At 63.9% G+C, this 15,016-nt stretch carries 13 protein-coding genes; 9 read left to right on the forward strand and 4 right to left on the reverse strand.

Going from position 1 to position 15,016, the window contains the following annotated elements; genetic code table 11:
• Window positions 1-78: 78 nt before the first annotated feature.
• From NKI85_RS05665 to dps, 4 genes are all read left to right on the forward strand, one after another.
• Complete coding sequence (locus NKI85_RS05665) at window positions 79-999, forward strand: LysR family transcriptional regulator (protein WP_352522497.1); 921 nt, start codon at window positions 79-81, stop codon at window positions 997-999.
• A 76-nt stretch (window positions 1,000-1,075) separates the two neighbouring features.
• Entirely contained in the window at window positions 1,076-2,098 is a 1,023-nt protein-coding gene (locus tag NKI85_RS05670; protein WP_352522496.1) for an LLM class flavin-dependent oxidoreductase, read from the forward strand.
• The gene (locus NKI85_RS05675) at window positions 2,095-3,360 is read left to right on the forward strand and encodes an LLM class flavin-dependent oxidoreductase (protein ID WP_352522495.1); all 1,266 of its coding nucleotides are present in this window, start codon (window positions 2,095-2,097) and stop codon (window positions 3,358-3,360) included. The genes NKI85_RS05670 and NKI85_RS05675 overlap by 4 nt, the downstream gene beginning before the upstream one ends.
• A gap of 145 nt (window positions 3,361-3,505) precedes the next feature.
• Window positions 3,506-3,994: a DNA starvation/stationary phase protection protein Dps gene (dps, locus tag NKI85_RS05680; RefSeq protein ID WP_352522494.1), complete on the forward strand. Its 489-nt coding sequence runs from the start codon at window positions 3,506-3,508 to the stop codon at window positions 3,992-3,994.
• Between the two features lie 9 nt (window positions 3,995-4,003).
• Here the strand turns inward: dps and xdhC are convergent, their stop codons facing one another.
• The 4 genes from xdhC to uraH all read right to left on the reverse strand — a co-directional run bounded on the left by xdhC (window position 4,004) and on the right by uraH (window position 9,278).
• A complete protein-coding gene (gene xdhC, locus NKI85_RS05685) occupies window positions 4,004-4,993 on the reverse strand; it encodes a xanthine dehydrogenase accessory protein XdhC (protein ID WP_352522757.1) in 990 nt (329 codons plus the stop codon).
• A 76-nt stretch (window positions 4,994-5,069) separates the two neighbouring features.
• A complete protein-coding gene (gene xdhB / locus NKI85_RS05690; RefSeq protein ID WP_352522493.1) occupies window positions 5,070-7,421 on the reverse strand; it encodes a xanthine dehydrogenase molybdopterin binding subunit in 2,352 nt (783 codons plus the stop codon).
• Window positions 7,421-8,902, reverse strand: a complete 1,482-nt coding sequence (xdhA, locus tag NKI85_RS05695) for a xanthine dehydrogenase small subunit (RefSeq protein ID WP_352776334.1) — start codon at window positions 8,900-8,902, stop codon at window positions 7,421-7,423. Before xdhA ends, xdhB begins: the two co-directional genes overlap by 1 nt.
• 1 nt (window position 8,903) lies before the next feature.
• A complete protein-coding gene (gene uraH / locus NKI85_RS05700; protein WP_352522491.1) occupies window positions 8,904-9,278 on the reverse strand; it encodes a hydroxyisourate hydrolase in 375 nt (124 codons plus the stop codon).
• Window positions 9,279-9,451: 173 nt separating this feature from the next.
• On the opposite strand from uraH, the gene puuE reads away from it, so the two are divergent.
• From puuE to NKI85_RS05725, 5 genes are all read left to right on the forward strand, one after another.
• Window positions 9,452-10,885, forward strand: a complete 1,434-nt coding sequence (gene puuE, locus NKI85_RS05705) for an allantoinase PuuE (protein ID WP_352522490.1) — start codon at window positions 9,452-9,454, stop codon at window positions 10,883-10,885.
• Between the two features lie 63 nt (window positions 10,886-10,948).
• On the forward strand, window positions 10,949-11,797 hold the full coding sequence (locus tag NKI85_RS05710) for a bifunctional allantoicase/(S)-ureidoglycine aminohydrolase (RefSeq protein WP_502895989.1): 849 nt from the start codon (window positions 10,949-10,951) through the stop codon (window positions 11,795-11,797).
• The gene (locus tag NKI85_RS05715) at window positions 11,794-12,297 is read left to right on the forward strand and encodes an ureidoglycolate lyase (RefSeq protein WP_352776337.1); all 504 of its coding nucleotides are present in this window, start codon (window positions 11,794-11,796) and stop codon (window positions 12,295-12,297) included. The genes NKI85_RS05710 and NKI85_RS05715 overlap by 4 nt, the downstream gene beginning before the upstream one ends.
• The gene (locus tag NKI85_RS05720; protein ID WP_352522487.1) at window positions 12,297-12,890 is read left to right on the forward strand and encodes a nucleoside deaminase; all 594 of its coding nucleotides are present in this window, start codon (window positions 12,297-12,299) and stop codon (window positions 12,888-12,890) included. Before NKI85_RS05715 ends, NKI85_RS05720 begins: the two co-directional genes overlap by 1 nt.
• Window positions 12,891-12,974: 84 nt before the next feature.
• Window positions 12,975-14,960, forward strand: a complete 1,986-nt coding sequence (locus tag NKI85_RS05725) for a CocE/NonD family hydrolase (protein ID WP_352522486.1) — start codon at window positions 12,975-12,977, stop codon at window positions 14,958-14,960.
• Window positions 14,961-15,016: the final 56 nt, after the last annotated feature.

The following is a 15,016-nucleotide window of genomic DNA, read 5'->3' on the forward strand; positions in this document are numbered from 1 at the left end:
GGTGCACGATGACTTTCAAAAAAAATTGGAAAATACTACGCTCGTTACACGCAGCCACATGAGAGCCACGAAAGCCGCATGGCCTATCTCGATAACATCGCCGTTTTCGTCCGCGTCGTCGAGCTCGGCAATTTGTCGGCGGCTGGGCGCGACATGCGCATTTCGCCGGCGGTCGCCTCCAACCGCATCAAGGAGCTCGAGAAGCATCTCGGCGTCAGGCTGTTCAACCGCACGACGCGGCAGTTGATGCCGACCGAGCACGGCACGGTGTTCTACTCCGGCGCCAAGCAGGTGCTGGAGGCGGTCACCGAGGCGGAAGCGGCGGTCAGCGCCTTATCCGGCCAGCCGCGCGGCACCATAAAAGTGACGGCACCGCTCGGCCTCGGCCGGCGGCTGGTAGCATCGGGCATTCCGGATTTCCACGACAGGTACCCCGATATCGAGGTGCGGCTCCGGCTTTCCGATCACAATGTCGACATCATGAAGGAAGGCATCGATGTTGCGTTCCGGCTGGGCATCATCGAGGATTCTAGCCTCAGAATGCGCGGCATCATGGAATGCGAACGGGTGCTGGTGGCGGCGCCGAAATATCTGGAAGCGCGCGGCGAGCCCCGCGAGCCGCAGGAGTTGATCGGCAAGAAGCACGACTGCCTGATGCTGCGCTATTCCGGCGCGCGCGAATATGTCTGGACGCTGCAGACGCCAAGCGGGCCGCAAAAATTCGAGGTGCACGGCCCCTACGATACCGATGATGGCGACGTGCTGACCGGCTGGGCGCTGTCCGGCCGCGGCATCATCAACAAGCCGCGCTTCGAGGTCGAGCCATTTATCCGCGACCAGCGGCTGAAAGTGATCCTGAGCAACACGCCGCCGACGCCGGTACAGTTCGCCGCCGTCTACCCGCACAAGAAGCTGCAGGATCCGAAGGTGCGGCTGCTGCTCGACTTCATGGCCGAGCGCTGCCAGCGGCTGATCAGGGATATTCTGGCCGGCAAGTGATCGCCGGCTGGCCGGTTGCTTTCCGTCCAGCCGGCGAAGATAATTCCTGCGGAATCTCACTCACCAGGGAAGACCAATGGCCAACGGCGCCACAATGCATCTCGCCGTTTCGCTGTCTCCGGAAGCCGCCCCTCCCCATCCGCCCGACGCCGGCCCGGATTTCAGCCTTCTGACCCGGTCCGTGCAAAAGGCCGAAGCAGCCGGGTTGGACATGGTGTTGCTCGCCGATTCCGCGCTGGCTGCAGGCGGCGGACCGAACCGGCAAGTGCCGTTCGAAGCGACGACCCTGCTGGCGGCACTGGCGACGGTGACGAGCAGGATCGGCCTGGTCGCGGCAGCCTCGATGGTCGCCCACCAGCCCTACAATCTCGCACGCCGTTTCGCCTCACTCGACATCATCAGCCATGGTCGCGCCGGCTGGCACGCGAGCATGATGCCCGGTCCGCGCGAGGCGGCCAATTTCAGCCGGCCGGAAGGGATTCCCACTGACGATTTTCGCCGGCGCGCGGTGGAGTTCATCGGCATCGTGCAAGGCCTGTGGAAAGGCTGGGACGCGGACGCGCTGCTGTTCGACAAGCGTGGCGGCCGCTTCTTCGATCCCGAAAAAATGCACCTGCTCGGCCACAAGGGCGAGTATTTCTCGGTGCGGGGGCCGCTCAATGTGGCACCGTCGCCGCAGGACACGCCGGTGCTAGTGATGTCCGGCCTGTCCGAGCCCGACATGGACATCGCCGCCCGCACCGCCGACGTCGTCCTGCTGGACGAGCTATCCGTCGAGCGCACCAAGGCACTGCACGACGATCTGAAGCGCCGCGCACTTGCGTTTGGCCGCAGTCCGGGCGCGATAAAGGTGCTGATGAATGTAGCGGCGGGTGCCGAAATGACGGCCAGGCCGGACACATTCGCGGACAGGCTCGAAGAGCGCTTTCGCTCGAGAGCCTGCGAGGGGTTCAACATCGACATGCCGCTCAAGTCGACGCTCGACGATTTCATCGGTCGCGTGCTGCCGGAGCTTCACCGTCGCGGCCTTGTTCTGTCTGGTTACAGCGGGGCGACACTGCGCTCCCACCTCGGACTTGCCGGGGAGGATCGACAATGAGTACCGGTCGACGCCAGATGAAGCTCGGCGCCTTCCTGTGGGCGACAGGCCACCACATCGCCGCCTGGCGCCATCCGCAGGCGCATGTGACAGCCGGTATCGACATCGACCATTACATCCAGCTGGCGCGCACGGCGGAGGCGGCGAAGTTCGACATGATCTTCTGCGAGGACGCCGCCGGCGTGCGCGAGGCCAATGTCAACATCGCCAGCCAGACCTCACGCTCGATCGGCTTCGAGCCGATCAGCCTGCTTGCGGCGCTCGCCGTCCAGACGGAGCGCATCGGGCTCGTCTCCACGGCATCGACGAGCTACAATGAGCCTTACGGGCTGGCGCGGACCTTCTTGTCGCTCGATCATCTGAGCGGCGGGCGTGCCGGCTGGAACCTTGTCACTTCCGCCAGCCAGATCGAGGCCGCCAATTTCGGCTCGACCGGTCTGCGCCCGCATGCGGACCGTTACGAGCGGGCGCGCGAATTCGCTGCCGTGGTCGCAGCTCTCTGGCGGGGCGCAGGAACCAGTGGCTTCAATCACGAAGGCAGAAGTTTTTCGGTGCGCGACCCGCTCGATCTGCCGCGTTCGCCGCAAGGTGCACCGGTCATGATTCAGGCGGGAGCGTCGGACGAGGGCCGCGACCTCGCCGCCCGAACCGCCGATGTGGTGTTCACGGCGGCGCAAACGTTCAAGGAGGCGAAGGCCTTCTACGATGACCTCAAAGGGCGGCTGGCGGTCTATGGGCGCGAGCCGGACGACGTCAAGATCATGCCTGGCGTCGCACCGATCGTCGCTGCAAGCGAAACGGAAGCCCGGGCAAAATATGATGAATTGCAGGAACTGATCCCGGACGACGTCGGCGTCGCGCTGCTTTCCAGCTATCTCAGCATATCCGATCTCGCGCGCTATCCCATCGACGGACCGCTGCCGGAGCTGCCGGCCAGCGAAGGCATGCAGAGCCGGCAGGCGCTGGTCATCGAGCAATCCCGCCGCGATAACCTGTCCATTCGCCAGCTTGCCCGCCATTTTGCCGGCGCGCGCGGCCATTGGCGCGTCGTTGGAACGCCGGCTCAGATCGCCGACGAGCTCGAGGCACGCTTCGAGGGCGGCGCGGCAGACGGTTTCAACGTCATGCCATCCTATTTTCCCGGCGAATTCGACGCCTTTGCAACGCTTGTCGTGCCGGAGTTGCAGCGACGCGGCCTGTTCCGCACGGACTATCGAGGCAGCACGCTGCGTGAACACCTGGGCTTGAATCGGCCGGCGTAAGCGGCGAGCGGAACGAAAGTCGGAGATCGTCGTTTTGGGATGCTGTGCCGCGCGGCGATGAGGGCGTCTGCGCGCATGTTCGATTGACCTTCCACAAACTCGCCCTCTTTGAACCACGCGGACGCAACCGCCACAGGAGCCGATCATGGACGCCATCGCCACCCGCAACGACCTGCAATCCAACGCCAAGAAAGAGTGTATCGATCTTCTCAACGCCCGCCTCGCCGACGCCATCGATCTGGCGCTGATCACCAAGCAGGCGCACTGGAACGTCAAGGGGCCGCAATTCATCGCCATCCATGAGATGCTCGACACGTTCCGCGACGAGATCGATGGCCATGTCGACACCATTGCCGAGCGCGCCGTACAGCTCGGCGGCACCGCGCTCGGCACATCGCAAGAGGTGTCGAAGGCGACCATGCTCGAGGCCTATCCGACCGACATCCACAAGACCAGGGATCATCTGGCAGCGCTGATCGACCGCTATGCCGCGACAGCCAAGCGGGCACGCGCGGCGATCGACGAGGCGGCGGGTGCGGGCGACGCCGACACCGCCGACATCTTCACCGCCTATTCGCGCTCGCTCGACAAATTGCTGTGGTTCCTAGAGGCGCACACGCAGGAGAAGGAATAAAAGGAAACGTCAGCCGGCCATAGCCCCGCCATGAGGGGCTCTGGACGGAGTGGCCGAGGGCGCAGCATGGGCGGCCAACACCGTCATGATCTGGGCTGCGGCGAGTGCGGCGATCACCTGCGGGCGCTTGTCCTTGACGGCATCGCCGCCGATCGGCGAGACGAGGCGGGCAAATTCCGCCTCGCTTCCGTCCGCCGACTTCAGGAACCAGTTCCGGAACGTCGCCTTCTTGGTCCTGGAACCGATCATGCCGACATAGGCGGCATCCCGGCGTTTCAGCGCCTCGGCGACGATCAGGAAATCCAGCGCGTGGTCGTGGGTGAGGACGACGAAGGCGGAGCCGGCCGGGGCCCTGCGAACAATCGCCTCGGGCATCGGCGTCAGGCTTGTTTCGACCGTGCCCGGCATGCCCTCCAGCGCCTCGGCTCGTGTCTCGACAACAACGACATGCACCGGCAGCAAAGCCACCGCCGATGCCAGCGCCTGGCCGACATGGCCGCCGCCGAAGATGTAGACATGTGGCAGCTGCGCCTCCTCGGCTTCCGCCGCCGCAACCAGCTCGGCCTCAAGCGCCGCGTCCACCAGCCGGATCAGCACTTCCACCCGACCGCCGCAGCACTGGCCGATCTCCGGCCCGAGCGCGATGTCGAGCGTGGCGCGGATATCCCTCCCCCTTGAGGGGAGGGTGGCGGCGAAGCCGCCGGGTGGGGTCGCCGCGGCAGTGCTCGACGCTCTGGCGGTGCCTTCTGAGACGACCCCCTCTGGCCGCTTCGCGGCCATCTCCCCCTCGAGGGGGGAGAAAAGCATCTGCCGCGCCTTGTCGATCGCCATGTATTCGAGCTGGCCGCCGCCGATCGTGCCGAAAGTGGCCGATCCAGAGACGAGCATGAAGGCGCCCTTTTCGCGCGGCGTCGAACCTTTTGTCCCGGCGACCTCGACCACTGCGATGCGGCCGGCGCTGGCAAGAAAGATTTTCAGGCTTTGCACTCTCGCGTTCATCATTCGCATTCCCTATCGGGAAAATATAGAGTTTTTCGGCCTGAATTGCACGCTTTCCGGGATTCCGAGGCCGGGTTTAGGTGCCGGTCTTGGCTTCCCGCTTCAGCCGTTCGATCGCCATCAGCACACGCTCCGGCGTAGCAGGCGGGTCGAGGCGCGGACAGATCTTGTGGCCGGCAACGCTCGCCACTGCGTCCGAGAGGGCATGCAGCACCGACATTGCGAGCGGAAAGGGCGGCTCGCCGACCGCCTTGGAGCGGTGCACCGTCGGCTCGCCTGCTTCCGCCCAGTCGGCCAAAGTCACGTTGAAAATCTTCGGCCGGTCCGAAGCGAGCGGGATCTTGTAGGTCGACGGTGCATGGGTGCGCAGCCGCCCCTTGTCGTCCCACCACAGTTCCTCCGTCGTCAGCCAACCCATGCCCTGGATGAAACCGCCCTCGACCTGGCCGAGGTCGATGGCGCGGTTCAGCGAGCGGCCGGTTTCATGCAAGATGTCGGTGCGCTCGACGATGTATTCGCCAGTCAGCGTGTCGACCGAGACTTCCGAGCACGCAGCCCCGTAAGCGAAATAGTAGAAGGGGTGGCCCTCGCCCTTGTCGCGGTCCCAATGGATTTTCGGCGTCGTGTAGAAGCCCGCCGCCGAAAGCTGGATGCGCGCCATGTAGGCCTGCCTGACGAGATCGGCGAAGGCGATCTCCTGGTTGCCGATGCGCACCCGGTTGGGCAGGAACAGCACCTGGTCGCGCGGCACCTGGTATTTCTCGACGGCAAAATCGGTCAGCCGGTCCTTGATTTGCCGGGCGGCGTTCTGTGCCGCCATGCCATTGAGGTCGGAGCCGGACGATGCGGCAGTTGCCGAGGTGTTCGGCACCTTGCCGGTCGTCGTGGCGGTGATCTTCACCTGGTCGAGGTCGATCTGGAATTCCTCCGCCACAATTTGCGCCACCTTGACGTAGAGACCCTGTCCCATTTCGGTGCCGCCATGATTCAGATGCACCGAACCGTCGGTGTAGACATGCACCAGCGCGCCGGCCTGGTTGTAATGGGTGGCGGTGAACGAGATGCCGAACTTGACCGGCGTCAGCGCCAGTCCGCGCTTGATGAAGCGGCTATTGGCGTTGAATGCATCGATGGTCCGGCGACGCCTTGCATAGTCGGAACTCGCCTCCAGCTCGGCGACAATGCGGTGGATGACGTTGTCCTCGACCGTCTGGTGGTAGGGCGTGATGTTGCGGTCGCCGGTGCCGTAGAAATTCTTCTTGCGGATTTCGAGCGGGTCTTTGCCGACGGCAAAGGCGACCTCGTCGATGACGCGCTCGGCGCCGACCATGCCTTGCGGACCGCCGAAGCCGCGAAAGGCGGTGTTCGACACAGTGTTGGTGTAGAGCGGCGCCGATTGCGCGTGCACTGCCGGCCAGAAATAGGTGTTGTCGCAATGGAACAGCGCACGGTCGGTGACCGGGCCCGAGAGGTCGGCCGAGAAGCCGCAGCGCGCCGCGAACATGAAATCGACGCCGAGAATATTTCCATCGTCGTCGAAGCCGACCTCGTAATCGACCAAAAAGTCGTGGCGCTTGCCGGTGGCGATCATGTCGTCGTCACGGTCGGGCCGGATCTTGACGGCGCGATGATGTTTCTTCGCAGCGATAGCAGCCAACGCCGCAAACTGATTGCCTTGCGTTTCCTTGCCGCCGAAAGCGCCGCCCATCCGGCGGATTTCTACCGTCACCGCATGGCTCGGCACACCGAGCGCATGGCTGACCATGTGCTGGATTTCGCTCGGATGCTGGGTCGAGGAATAGATGGTGACGTCCTGGTCCTCGCCCGGAATGGCCAGGGCGATATGGCCCTCCAGATAGAAATGCTCCTGGCCGCCGATGCGCATCTGCCCTTTGAGCCGGCGTGGTGCTTGTTCGATGGCGGCTGCGGCATCGCCGCGCTTCAGGGTCAGCGGCGGAGTGACCAGCTTGTCTTTCCGGGGATCGAGGTCGCCAATATCGGCGACGAACGGCAACTCCTTGTATTCGACCTTGGCCAGCCTTGTGGCGCGGCGCGCCTGCTCGCGGGTTTCGGCGATGACGCAGAAGATCGGCTGGCCGAAGAATTGAACCCTGCCGTCGGCCAGCACCGGCTCGTCGTGACGGCCGGTCGGCGAAATGTCGTTCTCGCCGGGCACGTCGCTTGCCGTCAGCACGTCAATGACGCCGGGGGCAGTGCGCACCGCCGACAGATCGATTTTCGTGATGGTGGCATGCGTAGCATTGGAAAGCCCGAGGCAGCCATGCAGCGTGCCGGCCGGTTCCGGCATGTCGTCGATATAGACGGCTGTGCCGCTGACATGCTTGTGGGCGGAATCGTGCCGCTGGTCGGTGGCGACGCCGCCGGCGATTTTTTGCGCCTTGAGGTTGGGGGTGGCATGCTTGTTCATCACGCCGCCTCGTGCCGTGACACCTGGGCAGGCGCCCTGGTGCCGCTGGTCTCGACAAAGAAGCGCAGCAGCAGGTTGCGCGCCGCCAGCGCCCGGTATTCCGCGCTTGCCCTCATATCGGTCAGCGGGGTGAAATCGCTGGCGTACTCGGTCATCGCCGCCTCGACCGTCTCTTCCGTCCAAGGCTTGCCAAGCAATGCCTTTTCCACGCCAAAGGCCCGCTTCGGCGTTGCCGCCATACCGCCATAGGCGATGCGCACATCCGCCACCGAGCCGTCCGCTGCCAGCGTCAGGGAAAACGCGCCGAGCGCAGCCGTAATGTCTTCGTCGCGGCGCTTGGTGATCTTGTAGACGGCAAATTTCGTCTCGCTGTCCGGCACCGGAACATGCACGGCCTCGACGAATTCGCCGGGCTGCCGGTCCTGCTTGCCATAGGCGATGAAAAAGTCCTCCAGCGGGATCGTCCGCCGCTTGTTGCCGCGGCGCAGCGTCAGTTGCGCGCCGAGCGCGATCAGCGGCGGCGGCGTGTCGCCGATCGGCGAGCCGTTGGCGATGTTGCCGCCGATCGTGCCCATGTTACGGACCTGATCGCCGCCGATGCGGTCGAACAGCGGCCCGAGCGCCGGGACGCGCTTCGAAAGCGTCGCGAAGGCTTCGCTGTAGGTGACACCGGCGCCGATCGAAATGATGCCCTTGTCCTCGGACATCCCGCACAGCCCATCGAGATTGCCGATGAAGACCGCCGGCGAGATGTCGCGCATGTGCTTGGTAACCCAGAGGCCGACATCGGTCGAACCGGCGACGATGGTGGCACTTGGCTCCTTGTCGAGCACGCTGGCCAGATCGTCGGCATTGGCCGGCACGATCAGCCGTTTATTGCCGGAACCGATCTCGATGCGCAAACCGTCCTTCATCGCTTCGAGCTTGGCTGTGACTGCCTCGCGCTCGGCCGCCAACGGGTCCTTGGCGACCTTGCCGTAGCTGGAGATGGCGCGCGCCGCGCGCATGATCGCCTCATAGCCGGTGCAGCGGCAGAGATTGCCCTGCAGCGCCTTTTCGATCGCCGCATCCGACGGCTCCGGCGACCGCATCCACAGCGCATAAAGCGACATGACGAAACCCGGCGTGCAAAAGCCGCATTGCGAGCCGTGGAAATCGACCATCGCCTGCTGCACGGGGTGCAGTTTTCCTGCGTCGCCGCGCAGATGCTCGACGGTCACGACATGAGTGCCGTCGAGCGAGCCGAGGAAGCGGATGCAGGCATTGACGCTTTCATACACCAGCCTTCCGGCCGAGAGCCTGCCGACCAGCACCGTGCAGGCGCCGCAATCGCCCTCGGCGCAACCTTCCTTGGTGCCGCGCAGCGAGCGGTCGAGCCGCAGCCAGTCGAGCAGTGTCTGGTCGGGCGCAACCGCGCTGAGCGCGACGTCCTCGTCATTGAGAATGAATCGAATTTCGTTGCGTGTCTTGATCCCAGCCATCTCAGCTTCCCCGGTAGGTCGAATAGCCGTAGGGTGATAGGAGCAGCGGCACATGATAGTGTACCGGCTCGGCCATGCCGAAGCGGATCGGCACATGGTCGAGGAAGGCCGGTTCCGGCAGTTTCGTCCCCTGCCGGCGCAGATAATCGCCGGCCGCAAAGACCAGCTCGTATTCGCCGGTGCGGAATTCCGCGCCGGCAAGCAAAGGTGCGTCGCAGCGGCCGTCATCGTTGGTGACGACAGTCTTCAGATGCGTCCGCACCTGGCCGTCGATATGATAGAGCTCGATCGACAGGCCTGTCGCCGGCCTGCCGGCTGCGGTGTCGAGCACATGGGTCGTCAGGCGCCCGCCTTCGGCTTTCGACGTTTCCGCCACTGGCTGCTCCATTCCCTGCACCGTCGAACACTATTCATGAATTGTGCGCCAATTAAAGGCGATGCATAAGTCCCGGTCGAGCGGAGCACGACAAAAACACTTTCAAAAATTTCGGGGGAATGCGCAGGCACTCCTTTCGACTATCCTGATCACAATTTCCGGCAGGAGCGAGAATGCGTTACGAACGAGACATGCGCGGCTACGGAGCCAACCCGCCGGATCCGAAATGGCCCGGCGGCGCGCATGTCGCGGTGCAGTTCGTCGTCAATTACGAGGAAGGCGGCGAGAACTGCGTCCTCCACGGCGATAAGGCTTCGGAGGCTTTCCTGTCGGAGATCGTCGGCGCGGCGCCCTGGCCCGGCCAGCGCCACTGGAACATGGAATCGATCTACGAATACGGCGCCCGCGCCGGCTTCTGGCGATTGCTGCGCCTGTTCAGCGAGGCACAAGTGCCGGTCACCTGCTATGGCGTCGCCACGGCCCTGGCGCGTTCGCCCGATCACGTCGCGGCGATGCAAGAGGCCGATTGGGAAATCGCTTCGCACGGGCTGAAATGGATCGACTATCGCGATCACGCGCCAGAAGACGAGCGCCGCGATATGGAGGCGGCGATCCGGCTGCACTACGAAGTGACAGGCGCGCGGCCGACCGGCTGGTACACCGGCCGCACGTCGATCAACACGGTGCGGCTGGCGGCGGAAGAGGGCGGCTTCGAGTATGTGTCGGACACATATGACGACGAACTGCCCTACTGGTTCGAGCACGTGGCGCCGGACGGCACGGCGAAACCGCAGCTGATCATCCCCTATACGCTCGACGCCAACGACATGCGCTTTGCTACGCCGCAGGGCTTCAACTCGGGCGACCAGTTCTTTGCCTATCTCAGGGATAGTTTCGATACGCTCTATGAAGAGGGCAAGGCAGGGCGGCCGCGCATGATGAATATCGGCCTGCACTGCCGCCTGGTTGGGCGGCCGGGCCGGGTCGCGGCGCTGAAGCGCTTCATCGACTACGTCAAATCGCATGACAAGGTCTGGCTGGCACGGCGCATCGACATTGCAAAGCACTGGCAGCAGACGCATCCGTTTCGGTTGCCGGCGCTGCGCCCGTCGAAAATGGAATTCGAGGCCTTCGTCCACACATTCGGCGGCGTTTTCGAGCATTCGCCGTGGATTGCCGAGCGCGCCTACGAGCTGGAGCTCGGCCCGGCGCATGACAGTGCCGGCGGCCTCCACAATGCGCTCTGCCGTGTGTTTCGCGCGGCCAGCAAGGCCGAGCGGCTCTCCGTGCTCAACGCCCATCCCGACCTTGCCGGAAAACTGGCGCAAGCCAGAAGGCTGACGGCCGAATCGACGAGGGAACAGACCTCGGCCGGGCTCGATGCGCTGACCGACAAGGAGCGCGAGCTGTTTTCAAAACTCAATGCCGCCTACGTCACCAGTTTCGGTTTCCCCTTCATCATCGCGGTGAAAGGCAAGACCAAGGCGGAAATCCTGGCCGAGTTCGAGGCGCGTATCGGCAACAGCCGCAGCCTCGAATTCGAAACCGCCTGCAGACAGGTCGAGCGCATCGCGCTGCTTCGCCTGAAGGATATGCTTCCGCAATAGGCCTTTGGCTTCGCAATAGGCCTTGGCTTCCGCAATAGGCTTGAACTTATGGATATGATGAAAATGGCCGAGCGAACCTACTACGCGCCGCAGGGCGGCCACCCCGGCCAGAGCGAATTGCTGACCGGCCGTGCGGTCTTCACCGAAGCCTATGCCGTCATCCCCAGAGGCGTGATGCAGGACATCGTCACCAGCGCCTTGCCCTTCTGGGAGGGGACACGCGTCTGGGTGCTGTCGCGGCCGCTGTCGGGCTTTGCCGAGACGTTTTCGCAATATATCGTCGAGGTCGCGCCGGGTGGCGGCAGCGACCGGCCTGAACCCGATTCCGGCGCCGAAGGCGCGCTGTTCATGGTCGAAGGCGAGCTGAGCGTTTCGGTTGCCGGCAAGAAGCATGTGCTCAGGCCGGGCGGCTTCGCGTTCCTGCCGCCGGCCATCGGGTGGACGGTTCGCAACGAAAGCGGCGCGGCTGTCCGCTTCCACTGGATCCGCAAGGCTTATGATGCAGTCGACGGCATCGATACGCCGCAAGCGTTCTTCGCTAACGAACAGGATATCGCGCCGACGCCGATGTCCGGAACCGAGGGCCGATGGGCGACGACGCGCTTCGTCGATCCGGCCGACATGAGCCACGACATGCATATCACCATCGTCACCCTCGAGCCGGGTGCCGTCATCCCGTTTGCCGAGACGCATGTCATGGAGCACGGGCTTTATGTGCTGGAGGGCAAGGCGGTCTACCGCCTCAACCAGGACTGGGTCGAGGTCGAGGCAGGCGACTATATGTGGCTGCGCGCCTTCTGCCCGCAGGCCTGCTATGCCGGCGGCCCGGGCAAGTTCCGCTATCTCCTCTACAAAGACGTCAACCGGCACGCCAAGCTCGGCAGCGCCGGCGTCGCAAGGCGTACGCCATGACCCGCATTGTCGCGCGGCCACTGACCCGCGAGAATTTCGCCGAGTTCGGCGACGTCATCGATAGGGGCGGCGACAACCATTATCCGATCAACGGCGGCAAGGCCGAGCGCTACCACGATCTCGCCACCGCTGAAGCACGAGGCCCGAATGCGCGCGTGCTGATCTCGATGGTGCGTGGCACGCCCTATGATTTTCCGTTGAAGCTCACCATGGTGGAGCGTCACCCTTTTGGCAGCCAGGCCTTCATCCCGCTGTCGCCACGGCCGTTCCTGGTCGTCGTCTGCCATGATGGCGAGGAAGGCCCTGGCGAGCCGCACGCCTTCATCACCGCGCCCGGACAAGGCGTCAACTACCCGCGCAATCTGTGGCACGGCGTGCTGACGCCGATCGGCGATGTCGAGGATTTTGTGGTCGTCGACCGCGGGGGCGACGGCTCCAATCTCGAAGAGTGTCATTTCTCGCACCCTTACGAAATCCATCTTCCCGACGGGATTAGGTGATGACCGACATATCGCTGATCGACCGACTGCTCGACGTCATCGAGCACGACATCGTGCCGAAGACCGCCGAAGGCGTCGTCCATGGCAACAAGCTGTTCGGCGCGGCGATCCTGCGCAAGGACGACCGCTCGCTGGTGCTTGCCGAAACCAACAACGAGACCGAAAACCCGCTCTGGCACGGCGAGGTGCATTGCCTGAAGCGCTTCTACGAAATGCCGAAGGCCGAGCGCGTCGACACCAGGGACGCTATCTTCCTCGCCACCCACGAGCCCTGCTCGCTCTGCCTGTCGGCGATCACCTGGACCGGCTTCGACAATTTCTACCATTTGTTCAGTCACGAGGATTCGCGCGACAGCTTCGCCATCCCGCACGATTTGAAGATCCTGAAAGAGGTCTTTACCCTCGATCCCGGCGGCTACAATGCCGAGAATGCCTATTGGAAGAGCTTCTCGATCCGCAGACTGGTGCGATCGCTGCCCGATGCCGAGCGGGAGCGGCTGGAAGCGCGGATCAGCGCGATCTCCGCAATTTACGACGAGCTCTCCACTGCCTATCAGGCGAGCAAAGCGGAAAACGACATACCGCTGAATTGACGCGGATTGACCAGCCGAATTCGTTGGCTGGCCCACGACGACGTCCTGCGGACTCCATCATCTGGCGGTCCTGGAGCCTGCCGCATGAAAACCATCACTGAATTCCCCCGAGAAGTCGTAGAGTTCCCGGACGTTGGCATCGTCATGCCGGACGGCTGCCGGCTGTCGGCGCGGGTGTGGATGCCAGCCGACGCCGCCGACGATCCGGTGCCGGCAATTCTCGAGCACCTGCCATATCGCAAGCGTGACGGCACGACCTATCGCGATCAGCTGACGCATCCCTATTTCGCCGGCCACGGCTACGCCTCGATCCGCGTCGACATGCGCGGCAACGGCGATTCCGAAGGGCTGATGGACGACGAATATTCCGAGCAGGAATTGCAAGATGCTTGCAATGTGATTGCCTGGGCGGCGGCGCAGCCGTGGTGCAACGGCAATGTCGGCATGATGGGCATTTCCTGGGGCGGCTTCAATTGCCTGCAGGTTGCGGCGATGCAGCCGCCGGCGCTAAAGGCGGTGATCAGCCTGTGCTCGACCGTCGACCGCTATGCCGACGACATCCACTATAAGGGCGGCTGCCTGCTGATCGAGAATTTCGGTTGGGCCTCGACCATGCTGTCCTATTCGTCGCGGCCGCCGGATCCGCTGCTGGCCGGCGACAACAGATGGCGCGACCTGTGGCTGACCCGGCTGGAGAACCAGCCTTTCCTGGCGCCGCTATGGCTGAAGCACCAGCATCGCGATGCCTATTGGAAGCGCGGCTCGGTCTGCGAGGACTATTCCGCCGTTCATGCCGCGGTGCTGTCGATCGGCGGCTGGCATGACGGCTATCGCAATACGATTTCCCATCTCGCCGCCAACATCGAGGCACCGGTCAAAGGCATCGTCGGCCCGTGGATCCACAAATACCCGCATTACGCCGCGCCCGAACCGCGCATCGGCTTCCTGCAGGAGGCGTTGCGCTGGTGGGACCGCTGGCTGAAGGACATCGACACCGGCGTCGAGGCCGACCCGGCCTACCGCGCCTATGTCATGGACAGCGTGCGCCCGGCGCGCTGGCATCCTGAGCGGCCGGGCCGCTGGGTCGCAGAATCGGAATGGCCGTCGCCCACTATCAAGACGCAAGAGGTTGAGCTTATCCCTGAAGGCAGCGAGCCCGCCATCGTCGCTTCGCCGCAAAGCTGCGGCCTTGCCGGCGGCGAATATTTTCCCTTCACCTTCGGCCCGGAATTGCCTGGTGACCAGCGCCCCGACGATGCATTCTCGGTGTGCTTCGACCAGCCGGTGCTCGCCGAAGCGGTCGACATTGTCGGTGCTCCAGAAGTTCTGGTCAGGCTCTCGTCGGACCGGCGCCAGGCGAACATCGCGATCCGGCTGTGCGACGTGCATCCCGATGGCGCATCCGAGCTGATCTCCTACGGCGTGCTCAACCTGACGCACCGCAACTCGCACGAGTTCCCGCAAGCGCTGGTGCCGGGCGAAACCGTCAGCGCCCGGGTGGTGCTCGACCAATGCGCCTATCGCGTGCCGGCCGGCCACCGCATGCATATTGCCGTTTCGAACACCTATTGGCCGATGATCTGGCCATCGCCGGAGCCGGTCCGGCTCGAACTGTCGGCCGCGATGCTGAAGCTGCCGTTGCGCCCGCTGGCGCAGGGCGATGAAGTGACGTTTCCCACGCCCGAGGCCGCCACTCCCTGGGCAACGGAGACGGTCCGCGCCGCGAGCTCCGAACGTCATGTCGATCGCGACGAAAAGACCGGAATGATTACGCTTTCCATCGTCGACGATTTCGGCGAGGTGCGCGATCTGGCGCATGGCCTTGCCAATGGCAGCATCGCGAGAGAGACATGGACGATCCATCCTGACAATCCGCTGTCAGCGTCGGGCCAGACGCATTGGACCCAGACGCTGTCGCGAAATGGATGGTCGGTGCGCACCGAAACCTTCGCCGAAATGCGGTCCGACGCGCAAAGCTTCATGGTTAGCGCCAGAATCGAAGCCTACGAAGGCGAAAAACTGGTTTTCGAGCGCAATTTCGAGGAGAAAATCCCGCGCGCACTGGTTTGAGCGCTTATAGCGATTGGTCCAATTGCGACGCACGATTTACGCCACGGCATGTCGCA

Source organism: Mesorhizobium sp. M0571, from assembly GCF_040320985.1.
Classification (GTDB): domain Bacteria; phylum Pseudomonadota; class Alphaproteobacteria; order Rhizobiales; family Rhizobiaceae; genus Mesorhizobium.

Bases quoted from the DNA above. Each gene is read 5' to 3' on its own strand.
- NKI85_RS05710 (WP_502895989.1), top strand. From the start codon at position 10,949: ATGGCCGAGCGAACCTACTACGCGCCGCAGGGCGGCCACCCCGGCCAG.
- NKI85_RS05675 (WP_352522495.1), top strand. From the start codon at position 2,095: ATGAGTACCGGTCGACGCCAGATGAAGCTCGGCGCCTTCCTGTGGGCG.
- NKI85_RS05720 (WP_352522487.1), top strand. From the start codon at position 12,297: ATGACCGACATATCGCTGATCGACCGACTGCTCGACGTCATCGAGCAC.
- puuE (WP_352522490.1), top strand. From the start codon at position 9,452: ATGCGTTACGAACGAGACATGCGCGGCTACGGAGCCAACCCGCCGGAT.
- NKI85_RS05715 (WP_352776337.1), top strand. From the start codon at position 11,794: ATGACCCGCATTGTCGCGCGGCCACTGACCCGCGAGAATTTCGCCGAG.
- NKI85_RS05670 (WP_352522496.1), top strand. From the start codon at position 1,076: ATGGCCAACGGCGCCACAATGCATCTCGCCGTTTCGCTGTCTCCGGAA.
- xdhB (WP_352522493.1), bottom strand. From the start codon at position 7,421: ATGAACAAGCATGCCACCCCCAACCTCAAGGCGCAAAAAATCGCCGGC.
- NKI85_RS05725 (WP_352522486.1), top strand. From the start codon at position 12,975: ATGAAAACCATCACTGAATTCCCCCGAGAAGTCGTAGAGTTCCCGGAC.
- xdhA (WP_352776334.1), bottom strand. From the start codon at position 8,902: ATGGCTGGGATCAAGACACGCAACGAAATTCGATTCATTCTCAATGAC.
- dps (WP_352522494.1), top strand. From the start codon at position 3,506: ATGGACGCCATCGCCACCCGCAACGACCTGCAATCCAACGCCAAGAAA.
- xdhC (WP_352522757.1), bottom strand. From the start codon at position 4,993: ATGAACGCGAGAGTGCAAAGCCTGAAAATCTTTCTTGCCAGCGCCGGC.
- NKI85_RS05665 (WP_352522497.1), top strand. From the start codon at position 79: ATGGCCTATCTCGATAACATCGCCGTTTTCGTCCGCGTCGTCGAGCTC.